We start from the raw sequence: 14,223 nt of genomic DNA on the forward strand, positions 1-14,223 counted from the left end.
ACGGCCCTGCCCCGAAGACCAGGAGTCCCCGGCCATGGCCGAGAAGATGCTGAAATTCGTTTCCCTCGCCCAGTCGACGCCCGAGAAGCGCGCGGCGGCGGAACGCGCCAAGGATTTCGGCGAGATCTACCAGGAATTCGCGGCCGAGAAGGCCGGCCAGCAGGCCTCGCGCTGCTCGCAATGCGGCGTGCCGTTCTGCCAGGTGCATTGCCCGCTGCACAACAACATCCCCGACTGGCTGCGCATGACCGCCGAGGGAAGGCTGGAGGAAGCCTACGAACTCTCCTCGGCCACCAACACCTTCCCGGAAATCTGCGGCCGCATCTGCCCGCAGGACCGGCTCTGCGAGGGCAATTGCGTCATCGAGCAGTCCGGCCATGGCACCGTCACCATCGGCTCGATCGAGAAATACATCACCGAGACCGCGTTCGAGAATGGCTGGGTCAAGGTGCCGAAGCCGTTTGGCGCGGAACGCAGCCAGAGCGTCGGCATCATCGGCGCCGGCCCGGGTGGCCTCGCCGCTGCCGAGCGCCTGCGCCGGCTTGGCTATCAGGTGCATGTCTATGACCGCTACGACCGCCCCGGCGGCCTGCTGATCTACGGCATTCCGAATTTCAAGCTGGAGAAGGAAGTGGTCGAGCGCCGCTCGGCCCTGCTCGCCGAGGCCGGCATCCAGTTCCACATGAATTTCGAAGTCGGCCGCGACGCCACGCTGGAAGACCTGCGCAAGAAGCATGATGCGGTGCTGATCGCCACCGGCGTCTACAAGGCGCGCGACATCCAGGGGCCGGGCTCGGGCCTGGGCAATATCGTGCCGGCGATGACCTACCTCACGGCGTCGAACAAGACCGGCCTGGGCGACAGCGTGCCGGATTTCGTCAGCGGCGCGCTGGATGCCAAGGGCAAGCGCGTCACCGTGATCGGCGGCGGCGACACCGCGATGGATTGTGTGCGCACCGCCATCCGCCAGGGCGCGGTCAGCGTGCATTGCCTCTATCGCCGCGACAAGGCCAACATGCCGGGCTCGATGCGCGAAGTGAAGAATGCCGAGGAAGAAGGCGTCGAATTCTCCTGGCTCACCCTGCCGCGCGCCTTCCATGGCGAAGGCAATGTCACCGCCGTGCGCATCGGCAAGATGAAGCTCGGCCCCATCGATGCTTCGGGCCGCCAGAGCCCGGTGGAGATCGAAGGCGCCGATTATGATCAGCCGGCCGATCTCGTGGTGAAGGCGCTGGGCTTCGATCCGGAAGACCTGCCGACCCTGTTCAAGGCGCCGAATCTGGAAGTGACGCGCTGGGGCACGGTGAAGGCCAATGCCCGCTCTCATGCCACCAGCCTGCCCGGCGTGTTCGCTGCCGGCGACATCGTGCGCGGTGCGTCGCTGGTCGTCTGGGCGATCCGCGATGGCCGCGAGGCGGCGGATTCGATCCACACCTATATTCAAGCCAAGGCCGCGCCGAGCGCGCAGGCCGCTGAGTAAGAAGGAGGCCATTAGCCATGACGAACTCCGGCGAAAGCTTCATTGAGCACTACAAGAACGAGGCCGCGCGGCTGGCCGCCGAGGGCATGTACAGCCCCATGGATGAGCGCGATGCCTGCGGCGTCGGCCTGGTGGCGGCGCTGGACGGCATGCCGCGCCGCGACGTGGTGGTGGCTGGCATCAAGGCACTGAAGGCGGTGTGGCACCGCGGCGCGGTGGATGCCGATGGCAAGACCGGCGACGGCGCCGGCATTCACGTGCAGATCCCGCAGGATTTCTTCCGCGAGCATGTGCGCCGCACCGGCTTCGAGCCGGGCGAGGGCAAGCTCGGCCTGGGCCAGGTTTTCCTGCCCAAGACCGATCTCTCGGCACAGGAGACCTGCCGCACCATTGTCGAAACCGCGATTCTGGATTTCGGCCACGGTATCTATGGCTGGCGCCAGGTGCCGGTGAACGCCGCCATCATCGGCGAGAAGGCCAACGCAACGCGTCCCGAAATCGAGCAGGTGCTGATCGAGAACCGCTTGGGCAAGGATGACAACGAATTCGAGCGCGACCTGTTTCTGATCCGCCGCCGTATCGAGAAGGCGGTGCTCAACGCGCATATCACCGAATTCTACATCTGCTCGCTTAGCTGCCGCAGCGTGATCTACAAGGGCATGTTCCTGGCCGAGCAGCTCGACAACTTCTATCCCGATCTCAAGGACGAGCGTTTCGTCTCGACCTTCGCGATCTATCATCAGCGCTATTCGACCAACACGTTTCCGACCTGGCGGCTGGCGCAGCCCTTCCGCATGCTGGCGCATAACGGCGAAATCAACACCGTGCGCGGCAACATCAACTGGATGAAGAGCCACGAGATCAAGATGGCCTCGGAGGCATTCGGCGAACATTCCGCCGATATCAAGCCGATCGTCCAGTCGGGTTCGTCGGACTCCGCCGCGCTCGACGCGGTGTTCGAGGTGCTGGTGCGTGCCGGCCGCACCGCGCCGATGGTCAAGACGTTGCTGATCCCGGAAAGCTGGTCGAACAAGACCACCATGCCGCAGGCGCATCGCGACCTCTATTCCTACGGCAACTCGGTGATGGAGCCGTGGGACGGCCCGGCGGCGATCTGTGCCACCGATGGCCGCTGGTGCGTCGCCGGTCTCGACCGCAACGGCCTGCGCCCGCTGCGCTACACTATCACGTCCGACAAGCTGCTGGTGATCGGCTCCGAAGCCGGCATGGTGCCGGTGGCGGAAAGCCGTGTGGTCGAGAAGGGCCGCGTTGGCCCCGGCCAGATGATCGCGGTGGACCTGAAGAAGGGCCGCCTGTTCAAGGACCGCGAGATCAAGGACCGGCTTGCCGCCGAGCAGCCTTATGGCGAATGGGTCAAGGGCATCTCAACGCTGGACAAGATCAAGGAAGCGACTCCGCCGGGCCCGAGCTTCGACCGCGACGCTTTGCGCCGTGCCCAGCTTGCCGGCGGCCTGACCTTGGAAGACATGGAGCTGATCCTGCAGCCGATGGCGGAAGACGCCAAGGAAGCGGTGGGCAGCATGGGCGACGACACGCCGATTGCCGTGCTCTCGGAACAGTATCGCGGCCTGCATCATTTTTTCCGCCAGCAATTCAGCCAGGTCACCAACCCGCCGATTGATAGCCTGCGCGAGAAGCGGGTGATGAGCCTGCGCACCCGCATGGGCAACCTCTCGAACGTGCTGGACGAGGATGCCCAGCAGGTGAAGATCCTGCTGTTGGAAAGCCCGGTGCTGACCAATGCCGATCTTGCCAAGGTGCTGAAGTATACCGAGAACACCACCGCGAAGATTGACACGACTTTCGCTGCCGATGGCGGGCCGAGTGCGCTGCGCGATGCGATCAAGCGTATCCGCTCGGAAGCCGATACGGCGGTGCGTGGCGGCGCCGCGCATCTGGTGCTGACCGACGAGGCGCAATCGGCCGAGCGCGCCGCGATCCCGACGATTCTCGCCGTCGGCGCCGTGCATAGCCATCTGGTGCGTGCCGGCCTGCGTACCTTCACCTCGATCACCGTCCGCTCCGGCGAGGCGCTGGATGTGCATTACTTCGCTGTGCTGATCGGCGTCGGTGCCACCGCGATCAACGCCTATGTCGCGGAAGCCAGCCTGGTCGACCGCGTCAATCGCGGCCTGCTCGGCAAGCTCACGGCGGAAGAAGCCACCACCCGCTACAAGGAAGCGGTGGATGGCGGGTTGCTCAAGGTGATGTCGAAGATGGGCATCTCGGTCGTCTCGAGCTATCGCGGCGGCTACAATTTCGAGGCGCTCGGTCTGTCGCGCTCGCTCGTCGCCGATCTTTTCCCTGGCATGCCGTCGCGCATTTCCGGCATCGGCTATGATGGCCTGCAGAAGAAAGTGCTGGAACTGCACAAGAAGGCATACCGCCAGGATGTTGTGGCGCTCCCGGTCGGCGGCATCTACCGCTACCGCCGTGGCGGCGAGGCCCATGCCTGGGAAGCCAACCTGATCCACATGCTGCAAACGGCGGTGGCGTCCGAGAATTACGCGCTGTTCAAGAAGTATACGCTCGGGCTTCGCGACCTGCCGCCGATCTCGGTGCGCGACCTGCTGGAACTGAAGCCGGCGGGACAGAAGATTCCCATCGAGCAGGTGGAATCGGTCACCGAGATCCGCAAGCGGTTCGTCTCGGCGGCGATGTCGCTCGGCGCACTCAGCCCGGAAGCGCATGAGACGCTGACCATTGCCATGAACCGCATCGGCGCCAAGTCGGATTCCGGCGAAGGCGGCGAGGCACCGGAGAATTTCAAGCCGCGCCCGAATGGCGACAACGCCAATTCGGCGATCAAGCAGATTGCGTCCGGCCGCTTCGGCGTCACCGCCGAATACCTGACCAATTGCCGCGAGCTGGAAATCAAGGTGGCGCAGGGTGCCAAGCCCGGCGAGGGCGGCCAGTTGCCCGGCTTCAAGGTCACCGAGCTGATCGCCAAGCTGCGCCATGCCACGCCCGGCGTGATGCTGATCTCGCCGCCGCCGCATCACGACATCTACTCGATCGAGGATCTGGCGCAGTTGATCTACGATCTGAAGCAGATCAACCCGGAAGCCCAGGTCTGCGTCAAGCTGGTGTCGGAAGCCGGCATCGGCACCATCGCCGCCGGCGTCGCCAAGGCCAAGGCGGACGTGCTGATGATCTCCGGCCATGTCGGCGGCACCGGTGCCAGCCCGCAGACCAGCGTGAAATACGCTGGCACGCCGTGGGAAATGGGCCTGAGTGAAGTCAACCAGGTGCTGACGCTGAACAAGCTGCGGCATCGCGTGAAGCTGCGCACCGATGGCGGCCTCAAGTCGGGCCGCGACATCGTCATCGCCGCCATGCTGGGTGCCGAGGAATATGGCGTCGGCACGGCGGCCCTGGTGGCGATGGGCTGCATCATGGTGCGTCAGTGCCATTCGAATACCTGCCCGGTCGGCGTCTGCACCCAGGCCGATGCACTGCGGCAGAAATTCGTCGGCACGCCGGAAAAGGTGGTCAACCTGTTCAGCTTCATTGCCGAGGAAGTGCGCGAAATTCTCGCTTCCCTCGGCGTGCGCAGCTTGAACGAGATCATCGGCCGCACCGACCTGCTCACCCAGGTGAGCCGCGGCGGCGCGCATCTCGACGACCTCGACCTCAACCCGATCCTGGCACAGGCCGATGCCGGCGATTATGCCCGCTACTGCACGCTGCAGGGCCGCAACGAGGTGCCCGACACGCTCGACGCCCAGATGGTGAAGGACGCGGCGCCGGTGTTTAGCCATGGCGAGAAAATGCAGCTCGCCTACAATATCCAGAACACGCACCGCGCCATCGGCACGCGCCTCAGCTCACATGTCACGCGCAAGTTCGGCATGAAGGGGCTGAAGCCCGGCCATATCTCGGTGCGGCTCACCGGTTCGGCTGGCCAGTCGCTCGGCGCATTTGCCGTGCAGGGCATCAAGCTGGAAGTATTCGGCGATGCCAACGACTATGTCGGCAAGGGCCTCTCGGGCGGCACCGTGGTGGTGCGTCCGGCGCCGTCCTCGCCACTGGTCGGCCAGACCAGCCGCAACACCATCATCGGCAACACGGTGCTCTATGGTGCCACCGGCGGCAAGCTGTTCGCCGCCGGCCAGGCCGGTGAACGCTTCGCGGTGCGCAACTCGGGTGCTACCGCCGTGATCGAAGGCTGCGGCTCGAATGGCTGCGAGTACATGACCGGCGGCCGCATCGCCATCCTCGGTGCCGTGGGCGACAACTTCGCCGCCGGCATGACCGGCGGCATGGCCTTCGTGTTCGATCCGGACAACACGCTGCCGATCCTGATCAACGACGAAAGCGTGGTCTACCAGCGCCTTGCGTCGAGCTATTGGGAAGGCGTGCTGCGCGGCATGATCGAGGAGCATATCCGCGAAACCCAGTCGGCCTATGCCGCTGAGATGTTCAGCGACTGGGACAACATGCGCCAGCGCTTCTGGCAGATCTGCCCGAAGGAAATGCTTTCGCGGCTGGAGCATCCGCTCTCGGATGCCCAGGCGGCGAAGCGGGCGTAACGGCCACGCATCATGCGAAATGGAAAACGCCGCCGGAGCAATCCGGCGGCGTTTTTTCTTTTAGTTGTCACCCCCGCGAAAGCGGGGGTCCCATTCAACCTTCTGGAAAATGAGATTCCCTGTAGGCCCAGACGCCAAAGGCGTTCGTGGGCGAACAGGCCCGAAGGGCTGGCGCGGGAGTGACTGAATTAAAAACAGAAACGCGTGGATGCCCCGCCTGAAGCGGGGCATGACGTATTTTATATTGTCATGCCTCTATGAGTTCGGGGTAGTATTCGAAAATCAGTCATAATGTATGCATTCCATATTAGTAGAGCTAACTGCTGCACACCGCTCTCCAGGATCTTTAAATAGGAAAACCATGCTTTCATCAATAAAGCTAAAATTTACAGAAACGGGTGAAATATCTCTCCCAACCAAAGGCATTACAATTTTTGTGGGTCCTAATAATTCCGGTAAAAGCTTACTGCTTAGAGAAATAGAGGCAGCATTTAATATATACCCTTTTCCAAGCCAGCTTCAGATCCTTGTAGATTATGAGATCGAGTGGCCAACTTCAGAAAATGTGCAAGCTACAATTTCTAAAGCTAAATATTATAGCCCACCTGACTTACCTATTGAGAATATTTTGTTCAGACGTATTAGTCCGGGGTCAGGCGTCGAAACAGCACAATTAAACGAGCTAGACCTTCTCCAAATAGTAAAAGAAAAGAGAGATAAGCGGTGGATGGCTAGCCAGTATCTCAAGTGGGGGGTTATACGGCTTGATGGGCGCTCTCGCTTTAATCTGACCAATGACCAAGATGCTGGTGATTTATTGGCTTTACCGAACAATATGCTGTCGCATCTTTTTCGAGATGACGCAGCACGTCTTAAAGTACGCGACCTTATTAAAGATGCCTTTGGTTTGTATTTTGTCATAGACCCTACAAAATTAGGGCAATTACGTATTCGTCTCTCAAGACAAAACCCGCCATCAGATGAGCAATCTCTTAATGCCACGGCGCGGGAGTATTATAAAAACGCAACTTACGTGAAGGAGGCAAGTGATGGGGTTCAAGCCTTCACAGGCATAGTTTCGGCTGTTCTTTCTGGTGAATTTCATACAATTTTAGTCGATGAGCCAGAAGCGTTTCTGCACCCACCCTTGGCGCGGAAGTTAGGAAAGAATTTGGCGACACTTACGGCTGAGAATGGTCGCATACTTATGGCTTCTACTCATAGCTCAGACTTTCTAATGGGCTGTTTGCAGGCATCATCCACTGTGCAGGTAGTTCGTTTGGAATATGCGGACGGTAAATCACGCGGGCGAATAATAGACTCAAAAGCACTTGAGGCTCTTTTCAAGCGCCCCTTGATGCGCAGTGCAAATGTAATCTCAGGGCTTTTTCACGATGGTGTCATAGTGCTCGAATCAGACAATGATCGAGCTTTCTATTCGGAAATTTACCATCGCCTTTCAGAAGGAAAGTCGAACTATCCTTCTATACTTTTTGTAAATGCCCAGAACAAACAAACAATAAAAGATATTGTTGGACCTCTTCGCCAATTTGGGGTTCCAGCGGCAGCTATTACCGATATTGATATTGTAAAGGATGGCGGGGAGACATGGACTGACTGGCTAAGTGCCGCCCAAATACCCAGCATATTACACATTGGGTATGGGCAACAGAGAGCAGCAATCTGTGATGCTTTTAAAGCAACCGGGAAAGATATGAAGACAAGCGGTGGTCTAAGTATTCTAGATGCAAAGAGCCGTGAGGCCGCAGACTTACTTTTCTCGAATTTAGAGGGGTTTGGTGTATTTCCAGTCCGAGGTGGGGAGTTGGAGAATTGGCTATCACATTTAGGTATACTAGGTAAAAAGACTGATTGGACAGTTGCAATGTTGGAGCGCCTAGGGAGCAATCCCTTGGACGCGGCATATGTAAAACCAAGTAATGATGATGTGTGGGAATTTCTAGAAAAGATCATTGCGTGGATTCAAAACCCTTCGCGGAAGGGTACAACTTGATTTTCATTTTTCCGAGATGTTCAGCGACTGGGACTACATGCGCCAACGCTTCTGGCAGATCTGCCCGAAGGAGATGCTCTCGCGCCTCGAACATCCGCTCTCGGATGCCCAGGCAGCGAAGCGGGCGTAACGCGGCACGCATCATGCGAAATGGAAAACGCCGCCGGAGCAATCCGGCGGCGTTTTTCGTTGTCAGGCCTGGGCAATAATAACACGTGGATGCCCCGGCCAAGCCGGGGCATGACGTTTTTTATGTTTTACTGTCATTCCCGCGCAAGCGGGAATCCCATTTCCATGACGACAAAATGGGACCCCCCGCTTTCGCGGGGGGTGACGAAACAATAGACGACAACAACAAGCAAAAGCGTCATGCCCTGGCTTGGCCGGGGCATCTACGAGTTTCCGCTTTCCGAACCACTCACGCCGCGCTGGCGCCGTAGAGCGCCGTGCTCAGGTATTTCATGCCGCTGTCGCAGGCGATGGTGACGACGGTCTTGCCTGCGCCGAGGCGTTCGGCCAGGCGCAGCGCCACCAGCACGTTGGCGCCGGTCGAGGTGCCGGCGAAGATGGCTTCCTCGCGCGTCAGGCGGCGGGCCATCGCCATGGCGTCGCTGCTGGAAACCGGCGCGATCTCGTCGGCGAGGTCGGGCCGCCAATGCGGCATCACGAAGCCCGGCCCGGTGCCTTCGATCTTGTGACTGCCGCTTAGGCCCCCCGACAGCACGGCGGATTCCGCCGGCTCGATGGCGGTGACATGCATATGTCGATTCAGTTCGCGCAGCCGGGTGCCGATGCCGCGCAGGGAGCCGGCGGTACCGACGCAATGCACGAAGGCATCGACGCTGCCGCCGCTCTGCTGCCAGATTTCGTCGGCCATCAAGCCATAGGTGGCGAACACGGATGTGTTGTTGAACTGATCGGTCCAGTAGCTGCCCGGCAGCGCCGCCGCAATCTGCCGCGCGGTCTCGATCATTTCAAAGGTCAGCGCCCTGGTGGTGCCACCGGTCGGGCTATGTACCAGGGTCAGCCGTGCGCCGAGCGCCGCCATATGGTCGCGCTTCTCCTTCGAGAAGGCTTCCGAGGTGACGATTTCCAGCGGGATGCGTTTCGCGGCGCAGACGAAGGCGAGCGAAACACCAGTGCTGCCGCCGGTATATTCGACAACAGCTCCGCCGGGCTTGAGGCGGCCATCGCGTTCGGCCGCCTCCACCATGGCCAGCGCCATGCGGTCCTTCATGCTGCCGGTCGGATTCTCGTATTCGAGTTTCAGCAGCAGCCGCGCGGCGCCGGGCTTGTGCAGGCGGATCAGCGGCACCAGACGGGTGCCGCCGATGCAGTTCAGCATGGTCATCAGGTAAGCATCGTCAGTGGCGACTCAGGCGAAAATCCGCCACAGGATCACCAGCATGCCGACCACGCCGCCGAAATAGGCCAGGGTGCGCGCCCAGGGAATGCCGGCGGTATAGACCACGGCATGCACCAGCCGGGCGAAGAAAAAGAGCTGCGCGCCGGCGATGGTCATGGCGTCATGCTTGCCGGCGACATGGGCCACCAGCACCAGGGCGGCAAACGGCACCAGATTCTCCACCATGTTGAGATGGGCGCGGTGGGCGCGACCGATCCAGCCCTGGCCGGCGGGAAAATCCTCGCGGTTGCCGGCCACGGTGTAGAGCCCGCGCTGCACGATGAAGCCGAGCGTGTAGGGGAAGGCGAGAAGCAGGCAGAGCAGGGCCGACAGGGCCAGCATGGTCAGTTCAGTGGTCATGGTATTCTCCTTTGCTGTGTCACAGGTGATCAGGCGGCCTGGCGCAAAGGCGCCGGCATATAGGTGCAACTGCCCTGGGCCAGCACTTCGCCGGCGGCGTTGCGGGCAATCGTCTCGGCGAACAGGATGCTGCGGCCCTTGCGCGCGATGCGGGCTTCGGCGCTGGCGCGGCCCGCGAGATGCGGCTTGTAGTAATTGACCGCCAGATTCACCGTGGCAACAACAAAGCCCTGTTTCATCGTCGTCACCATCGCCCAGCCGACGGCGGTATCCATCATGGTGGCGAGGATGCCGCCATGCAGGCCGCCCATCGGGTTGGTCAGTTCCAGACGATGATCGAGCCCGATGCGGGCGAAGTCGGTCTGCACATCCTCCAGCACCATGCCGAGATGGCGGAAGATCGGATAGACGGCTGCCGCTGCCAGCAAACCGTCGCGGCGATCCGGCGTCAGCATGGCTGCATAGGGATGCGGGCTGCCATCATCGGGGGCCAGCGGCAGGCGCGGCATCTGATCAAGGAATGACATGGCTAAGGCCTTCCTGTTATTTCAGTTGGCAGGCTGCAGCGCAGCAGGCTTCAATACTGTGGCGGCGGTGTGCAGGATGCCGTGCAGGGTCTCGCGGCTGGCACCGCTTTTCGCCAGCACCATCAGGCCATGCACCATGCCGACAAGGTAATCGGCGAGCGCGGCAGGGTCGGCATCGGCGGCGATCTCGCCGCGCGCGCGGGCATTATTCAGGGCATGGCGGAAGGCGGCTGCCATATTGGCAAGATGGGCGCGCACCCGCTCAGCCACCACGGCGTCATGCGGCGCCAGCTCCAGGGTGGTATTGGCCATCAGGCAGGCGCGGCGCTCCGGGTATTGCACCAGGAAGTCGATCACCCCCATGGCGGTGTCATGCAACGCCGCCAGCCCGGCATCGGGGGCCTTCAGGGTGGCCAGAAGCTGCGCTTCCAGCGCGGCGCAATACTGGTCCAGGGCAGCCAGGAATAACTGGGTCTTGTCGCCATAGGTGTCGTAAAGGCTCTGGCGGCTGATGCCCATCGCCGCCACCAGTTCGCTCATGCCAGTATTATGGAAACCCTGGCGCCAGAACAGCTCCATGGCGCGGAGCAGCGCATCGTCGGTGTTGAAGCTTTTCGGGCGGGCCATGGCTGCTAGAATAGGAATTCCAGAACGATCAGTCAATAATAATATCCTGTTGCAATCAGTCAGAATCCGGCGCAACTTGCGGTTAACCATGTTCGAGGGGGAGCAGAATGCTTAAATCCCACAACCCGCCGGACGCGATGGCGCCGGCCGGAGCTTATAGCCAGGGTATCGAAGTCCATCCCGGCGCCCGCCTGCTGTTCATTTCCGGTCAGGTCGGCACCGATGCCTCGGGTCGCACCGGCATCGGCATCCTGGAGCAGGCGCATATGGCCTGGGCCAATCTGGGCGCGGTTTTGCGCTCAGGCGGCATGGAGCCGAAGGATATCGTCAAGCTGACGGTGTATTACGTCGGCAGCCTGGACATGAACGACGCCATGCGCAGCGCGGTGAATGCCATCCGCAACCGCTTTCTCGGCGATCATAAGCCGGCCTCCACCGCCCTGGTGGTCAGCCGCCTGATGCGGCCGGACTGGCTGATCGAGATCGAGGCTATTGCTGCCCGGCGCTGATGCGCCGGAATCTATTGCAAGTCGAATACCTTACCTTGGGTAAACCGGGGGCCTTGGTGCCGGGGCGGCGTTCCTCTATACTCCGCGGACTATGCCCAGCGACGATGCGTCTATAGCCAAGCCGGCGGATGGTTCCTCAACCCCGCCGGCCCGCCGCCAACCCCTCCCCCACCCCGATACAGCCCTCGGTACTGGCCCCGGTACGGCCTCCCCCGGCCCGCGCCGGCGTGGGAGCGCGTGATGCCGCTCTCTGCCGAACTGGCCCTGATCGTCGCGCTGATCCTGCTCAACGGCGTGCTGGCGCTCTCGGAACTCGCCGTGGTTTCGGCGCGCAAGACCCGGCTGCAACTGCTGGCCGCGCAAGGCAATGCCGGTGCTGAAGCGGCGCTCAAACTGGCCAACGATCCTGGCCGTTTCCTGTCCTCGGTGCAGATCGGCATCACGCTGGTCGGCATCGCCGCCGGTGCCTTTTCCGGTGCCACGCTGGCCGACCGCCTCAGCCTCTACCTGATGACAACCTTCGGCTGGCCCGAAGCCTGGGCCGATGGCATCGCCTTCGCCGCCGTGGTTTCCGCCGTCACCTATCTGTCGCTGATCGTCGGCGAACTGGTGCCGAAGCAGATTGCTTTGCGCAATGCCGAGCGCATGGCGATCCTGGTGGCGCGGCCGATGACCGTGGTGGCGCGTATCGCGTCGCCGGCGGTGAGCCTGCTGGATGTTTCCGCCCGCCTGGTGCTGCGCCTGCTCGGCGCGAAATCCGATACCGCCGAACAGGTGACGGAAGAAGAGATCAAGACCCTGGTGGCGGAAGCCGAAAGCGCGGGCGTGGTGGAGCCGGCGGAACGCGCCATGATCGCCGCCGTGATGCGGCTTGGCGACCGCCCGGTGCGTTCGGTGATGACGCCGCGCACGGAAATCGACTGGATCGATCTTGATTCAGCCTTGCCGCGCCAGCTTGCCACGCTGCGCGGTTCGATCCATGCCTGCTTGCCGGCCGGCCATGGCGGCATCGACCATGTGCATGGCCTGCTGCTGGTGAAGGATGCACTGGACGCGGTGATTGATGGCAAGCCGCTGGAACTGGCGCCGCTGGTGCGCCCGGCGCCGATCCTGCCGGAAACCGCCGATGTGCTGGAGGCACTGGAGCAGCTTCGTCATGCGCCCACCGGCATCGCCCTGGTGGTGGATGAATTTGGCACGCTACAGGGCGTCGTTTCCGCCGCCGACATCATGGAAAGCATCGTCGGCGAACTCGCCACACCAGAAGGTCCGGTGGAGCCCTGGCTGGTGGCGCGCGAGGATGGTTCCTGGCTGATCGACGGCCTCACGCCGCGCCATCACATGGCCGACATGCTCGGCCTTGTGCTGCCTGAAGGCGAGGATGATTACGATACCGCCGCCGGCTTCGCGCTGGCGCGTTTCGGCTCAATCCCGCAGACCGGCGACCATGTGGAATGGAAAGGCTGGCGCTTCGAGGTCGTCGACATGGATGGCCGCCGTATCGACAAGCTGCTGGCCTCGCGGCTCGACGCGTAATAATCAGCTATTCGTCATGCCCCGGCTTGACCGGGGCATGACGATTTTATGTTTTATAACTCGGATCGAGACGGTCGAGCTTGCGTAGCAAGGCCGGCCAGGCGAGCTGGCCGCCACCGCCGCCATGGGTGACTTTCCTTGCTGCTTCCGAGATGCCGGCGACGATGGCCGGATCCACCGCGCGCAAGGCGGCGCCGCCGCTTTGCGCCAGCACCTGCGTGGCGCAGGCACGTTCCAGCACATAGATGCCGAGGAAGGCATCGGCGATGGTGCGGCCGACGGCGAGCGTGCCGTGATTGCGCAGCAGCATGGCATTGCTGCGGCCAAGATCGGCGACCAGGCGCTGCTTCTCGTCGGGGTTCAGCGCCACGCCTTCATAATCGTGATAGGCAAGCTGGACATAGGGGAACAGCGAGGTCTGGCTGATCGGCAGCAGGCCGCCTTCCTGCGCCGACACGGCAACGCCGGCCGGCGTGTGCAGATGGATGACGCAACCGGCATCCTCGCGCGCTTCATGCACGGCGGAATGGATGGTGAAGCCGGCCGGATTGATCGCGGTCGGCTCGTCGTCCACCACGTTGCCGTGGATATCCACCTTCACCAGGCTGGAAGCGGTCATTTCCTCGAACATCAGGCCATAGCGGTTGATCAGGAAATACTCGTGGCCGCCATCGCCTTCACTGGCCGGTACCCGGGCGGAGATATGGGTGAAGATCAGGTCATCCCAGCCATACAAAGCCACCAGCCGGTAGCAGGCGGCGAGGTCGATGCGGGTCTGCCATTCGGCTTCCGACATGCTGCGGCGATTCGTGGAACTGCTGCCACCGGCACTGGCGAGGCTGGCGATCTGGCCCATGCGTATAACCCTCCCTGTTTCACGTCAGTCTGAGCCGACTGTCGGACAAAAGGAAGATGGCGTTTGGGCAAAAAAAAGGGGCCGCAACGATGTTGCGGCCCAAGTCTAGGGAGGAAACGCCCGAGAAGGGCATGCAGCAAGCCGGGAAGCGTTGCTGCGATGCACAATGTATCCCTGAGCATGGTGCGGCGCAAGAGGAATTTTGTGAAAAAATACTAATGGGCCAAGTGATTGTTTTTGTGCATCTATCTAAAAATTACGGCAGTGTTGCTGTCCTGCAACAGGTGTAGGGTTATGCTGCACTAGCGAAGACTGTTGCCGGGGAAATCTTGCATGTAAGAAAAAGACTTAGCCGG

At 61.6% G+C, this 14,223-nt stretch carries 10 protein-coding genes; 5 read left to right on the forward strand and 5 right to left on the reverse strand.

Annotated features, from left to right (window positions below; translation table 11 throughout):
* The first annotated feature begins 34 nt into the window (after positions 1–34).
* The 3 genes from V6B08_RS03745 (at position 35) to V6B08_RS03755 (ending at position 8,047) form a co-directional block, all read left to right on the forward strand.
* Positions 35–1,480 (forward strand): NAD(P)-dependent oxidoreductase, encoded by a 1,446-nt coding sequence (locus V6B08_RS03745; RefSeq protein ID WP_341978248.1) that lies wholly within the window; start codon positions 35–37, stop codon positions 1,478–1,480.
* Positions 1,481–1,497: 17 nt separating this feature from the next.
* Complete coding sequence (gene gltB, locus V6B08_RS03750) at positions 1,498–6,033, forward strand: glutamate synthase large subunit (protein WP_341978250.1); 4,536 nt, start codon at positions 1,498–1,500, stop codon at positions 6,031–6,033.
* A gap of 361 nt (positions 6,034–6,394) precedes the next feature.
* Complete coding sequence (locus V6B08_RS03755) at positions 6,395–8,047, forward strand: ATP-dependent nuclease (protein ID WP_341978252.1); 1,653 nt, start codon at positions 6,395–6,397, stop codon at positions 8,045–8,047.
* Between the two features lie 418 nt (positions 8,048–8,465).
* Here the strand turns inward: V6B08_RS03755 and V6B08_RS03760 are convergent, their stop codons facing one another.
* From V6B08_RS03760 to V6B08_RS03775, 4 genes are read right to left on the reverse strand one after another with little or no spacing between them, the layout of a single operon-like run.
* On the reverse strand, positions 8,466–9,398 hold the full coding sequence (locus V6B08_RS03760; RefSeq protein ID WP_341978255.1) for a PLP-dependent cysteine synthase family protein: 933 nt from the start codon (positions 9,396–9,398) through the stop codon (positions 8,466–8,468).
* 24 nt (positions 9,399–9,422) lie between these two features.
* A complete protein-coding gene (locus tag V6B08_RS03765) occupies positions 9,423–9,812 on the reverse strand; it encodes an MAPEG family protein (RefSeq protein WP_341978257.1) in 390 nt (129 codons plus the stop codon).
* A 29-nt stretch (positions 9,813–9,841) separates the two neighbouring features.
* Positions 9,842–10,339: a PaaI family thioesterase gene (locus V6B08_RS03770; RefSeq protein WP_341978259.1), complete on the reverse strand. Its 498-nt coding sequence runs from the start codon at positions 10,337–10,339 to the stop codon at positions 9,842–9,844.
* A 21-nt stretch (positions 10,340–10,360) separates the two neighbouring features.
* Positions 10,361–10,966 carry a TetR/AcrR family transcriptional regulator gene (locus V6B08_RS03775; protein WP_341978261.1) on the reverse strand — a complete coding sequence of 202 codons (606 nt, stop codon included), beginning with the start codon at positions 10,964–10,966 and terminating at the stop codon, positions 10,361–10,363.
* 107 nt (positions 10,967–11,073) lie between these two features.
* Between V6B08_RS03775 and V6B08_RS03780 the strand changes: the two genes are divergently transcribed.
* Positions 11,074–11,475, forward strand: coding sequence for a RidA family protein (locus V6B08_RS03780; protein ID WP_341978263.1), 402 nt, complete (start codon positions 11,074–11,076; stop codon positions 11,473–11,475).
* Positions 11,476–11,715: 240 nt separating this feature from the next.
* Positions 11,716–13,011 carry a hemolysin family protein gene (locus V6B08_RS03785; protein ID WP_341978265.1) on the forward strand — a complete coding sequence of 432 codons (1,296 nt, stop codon included), beginning with the start codon at positions 11,716–11,718 and terminating at the stop codon, positions 13,009–13,011.
* Between the two features lie 46 nt (positions 13,012–13,057).
* Here the strand turns inward: V6B08_RS03785 and V6B08_RS03790 are convergent, their stop codons facing one another.
* Positions 13,058–13,867, reverse strand: coding sequence for a class II aldolase/adducin family protein (locus V6B08_RS03790; RefSeq protein ID WP_341978267.1), 810 nt, complete (start codon positions 13,865–13,867; stop codon positions 13,058–13,060).
* Between the last annotated feature and the right edge of the window lie 356 nt (positions 13,868–14,223).

Source organism: Ferrovibrio sp. MS7, from assembly GCF_038404985.1.
GTDB lineage: Bacteria > Pseudomonadota > Alphaproteobacteria > Ferrovibrionales > Ferrovibrionaceae > Ferrovibrio > Ferrovibrio plantarum.

Coding starts and splice junctions, on each gene's coding strand:
- V6B08_RS03745 (WP_341978248.1), top strand. CDS start 35: ATGGCCGAGAAGATGCTGAAATTCGTTTCCCTCGCCCAGTCGACGCCC.
- gltB (WP_341978250.1), top strand. CDS start 1,498: ATGACGAACTCCGGCGAAAGCTTCATTGAGCACTACAAGAACGAGGCC.
- V6B08_RS03755 (WP_341978252.1), top strand. CDS start 6,395: ATGCTTTCATCAATAAAGCTAAAATTTACAGAAACGGGTGAAATATCT.
- V6B08_RS03760 (WP_341978255.1), bottom strand. CDS start 9,398: ATGACCATGCTGAACTGCATCGGCGGCACCCGTCTGGTGCCGCTGATC.
- V6B08_RS03765 (WP_341978257.1), bottom strand. CDS start 9,812: ATGACCACTGAACTGACCATGCTGGCCCTGTCGGCCCTGCTCTGCCTG.
- V6B08_RS03770 (WP_341978259.1), bottom strand. CDS start 10,339: ATGTCATTCCTTGATCAGATGCCGCGCCTGCCGCTGGCCCCCGATGAT.
- V6B08_RS03775 (WP_341978261.1), bottom strand. CDS start 10,966: ATGGCCCGCCCGAAAAGCTTCAACACCGACGATGCGCTGCTCCGCGCC.
- V6B08_RS03780 (WP_341978263.1), top strand. CDS start 11,074: ATGCTTAAATCCCACAACCCGCCGGACGCGATGGCGCCGGCCGGAGCT.
- V6B08_RS03785 (WP_341978265.1), top strand. CDS start 11,716: ATGCCGCTCTCTGCCGAACTGGCCCTGATCGTCGCGCTGATCCTGCTC.
- V6B08_RS03790 (WP_341978267.1), bottom strand. CDS start 13,867: ATGGGCCAGATCGCCAGCCTCGCCAGTGCCGGTGGCAGCAGTTCCACG.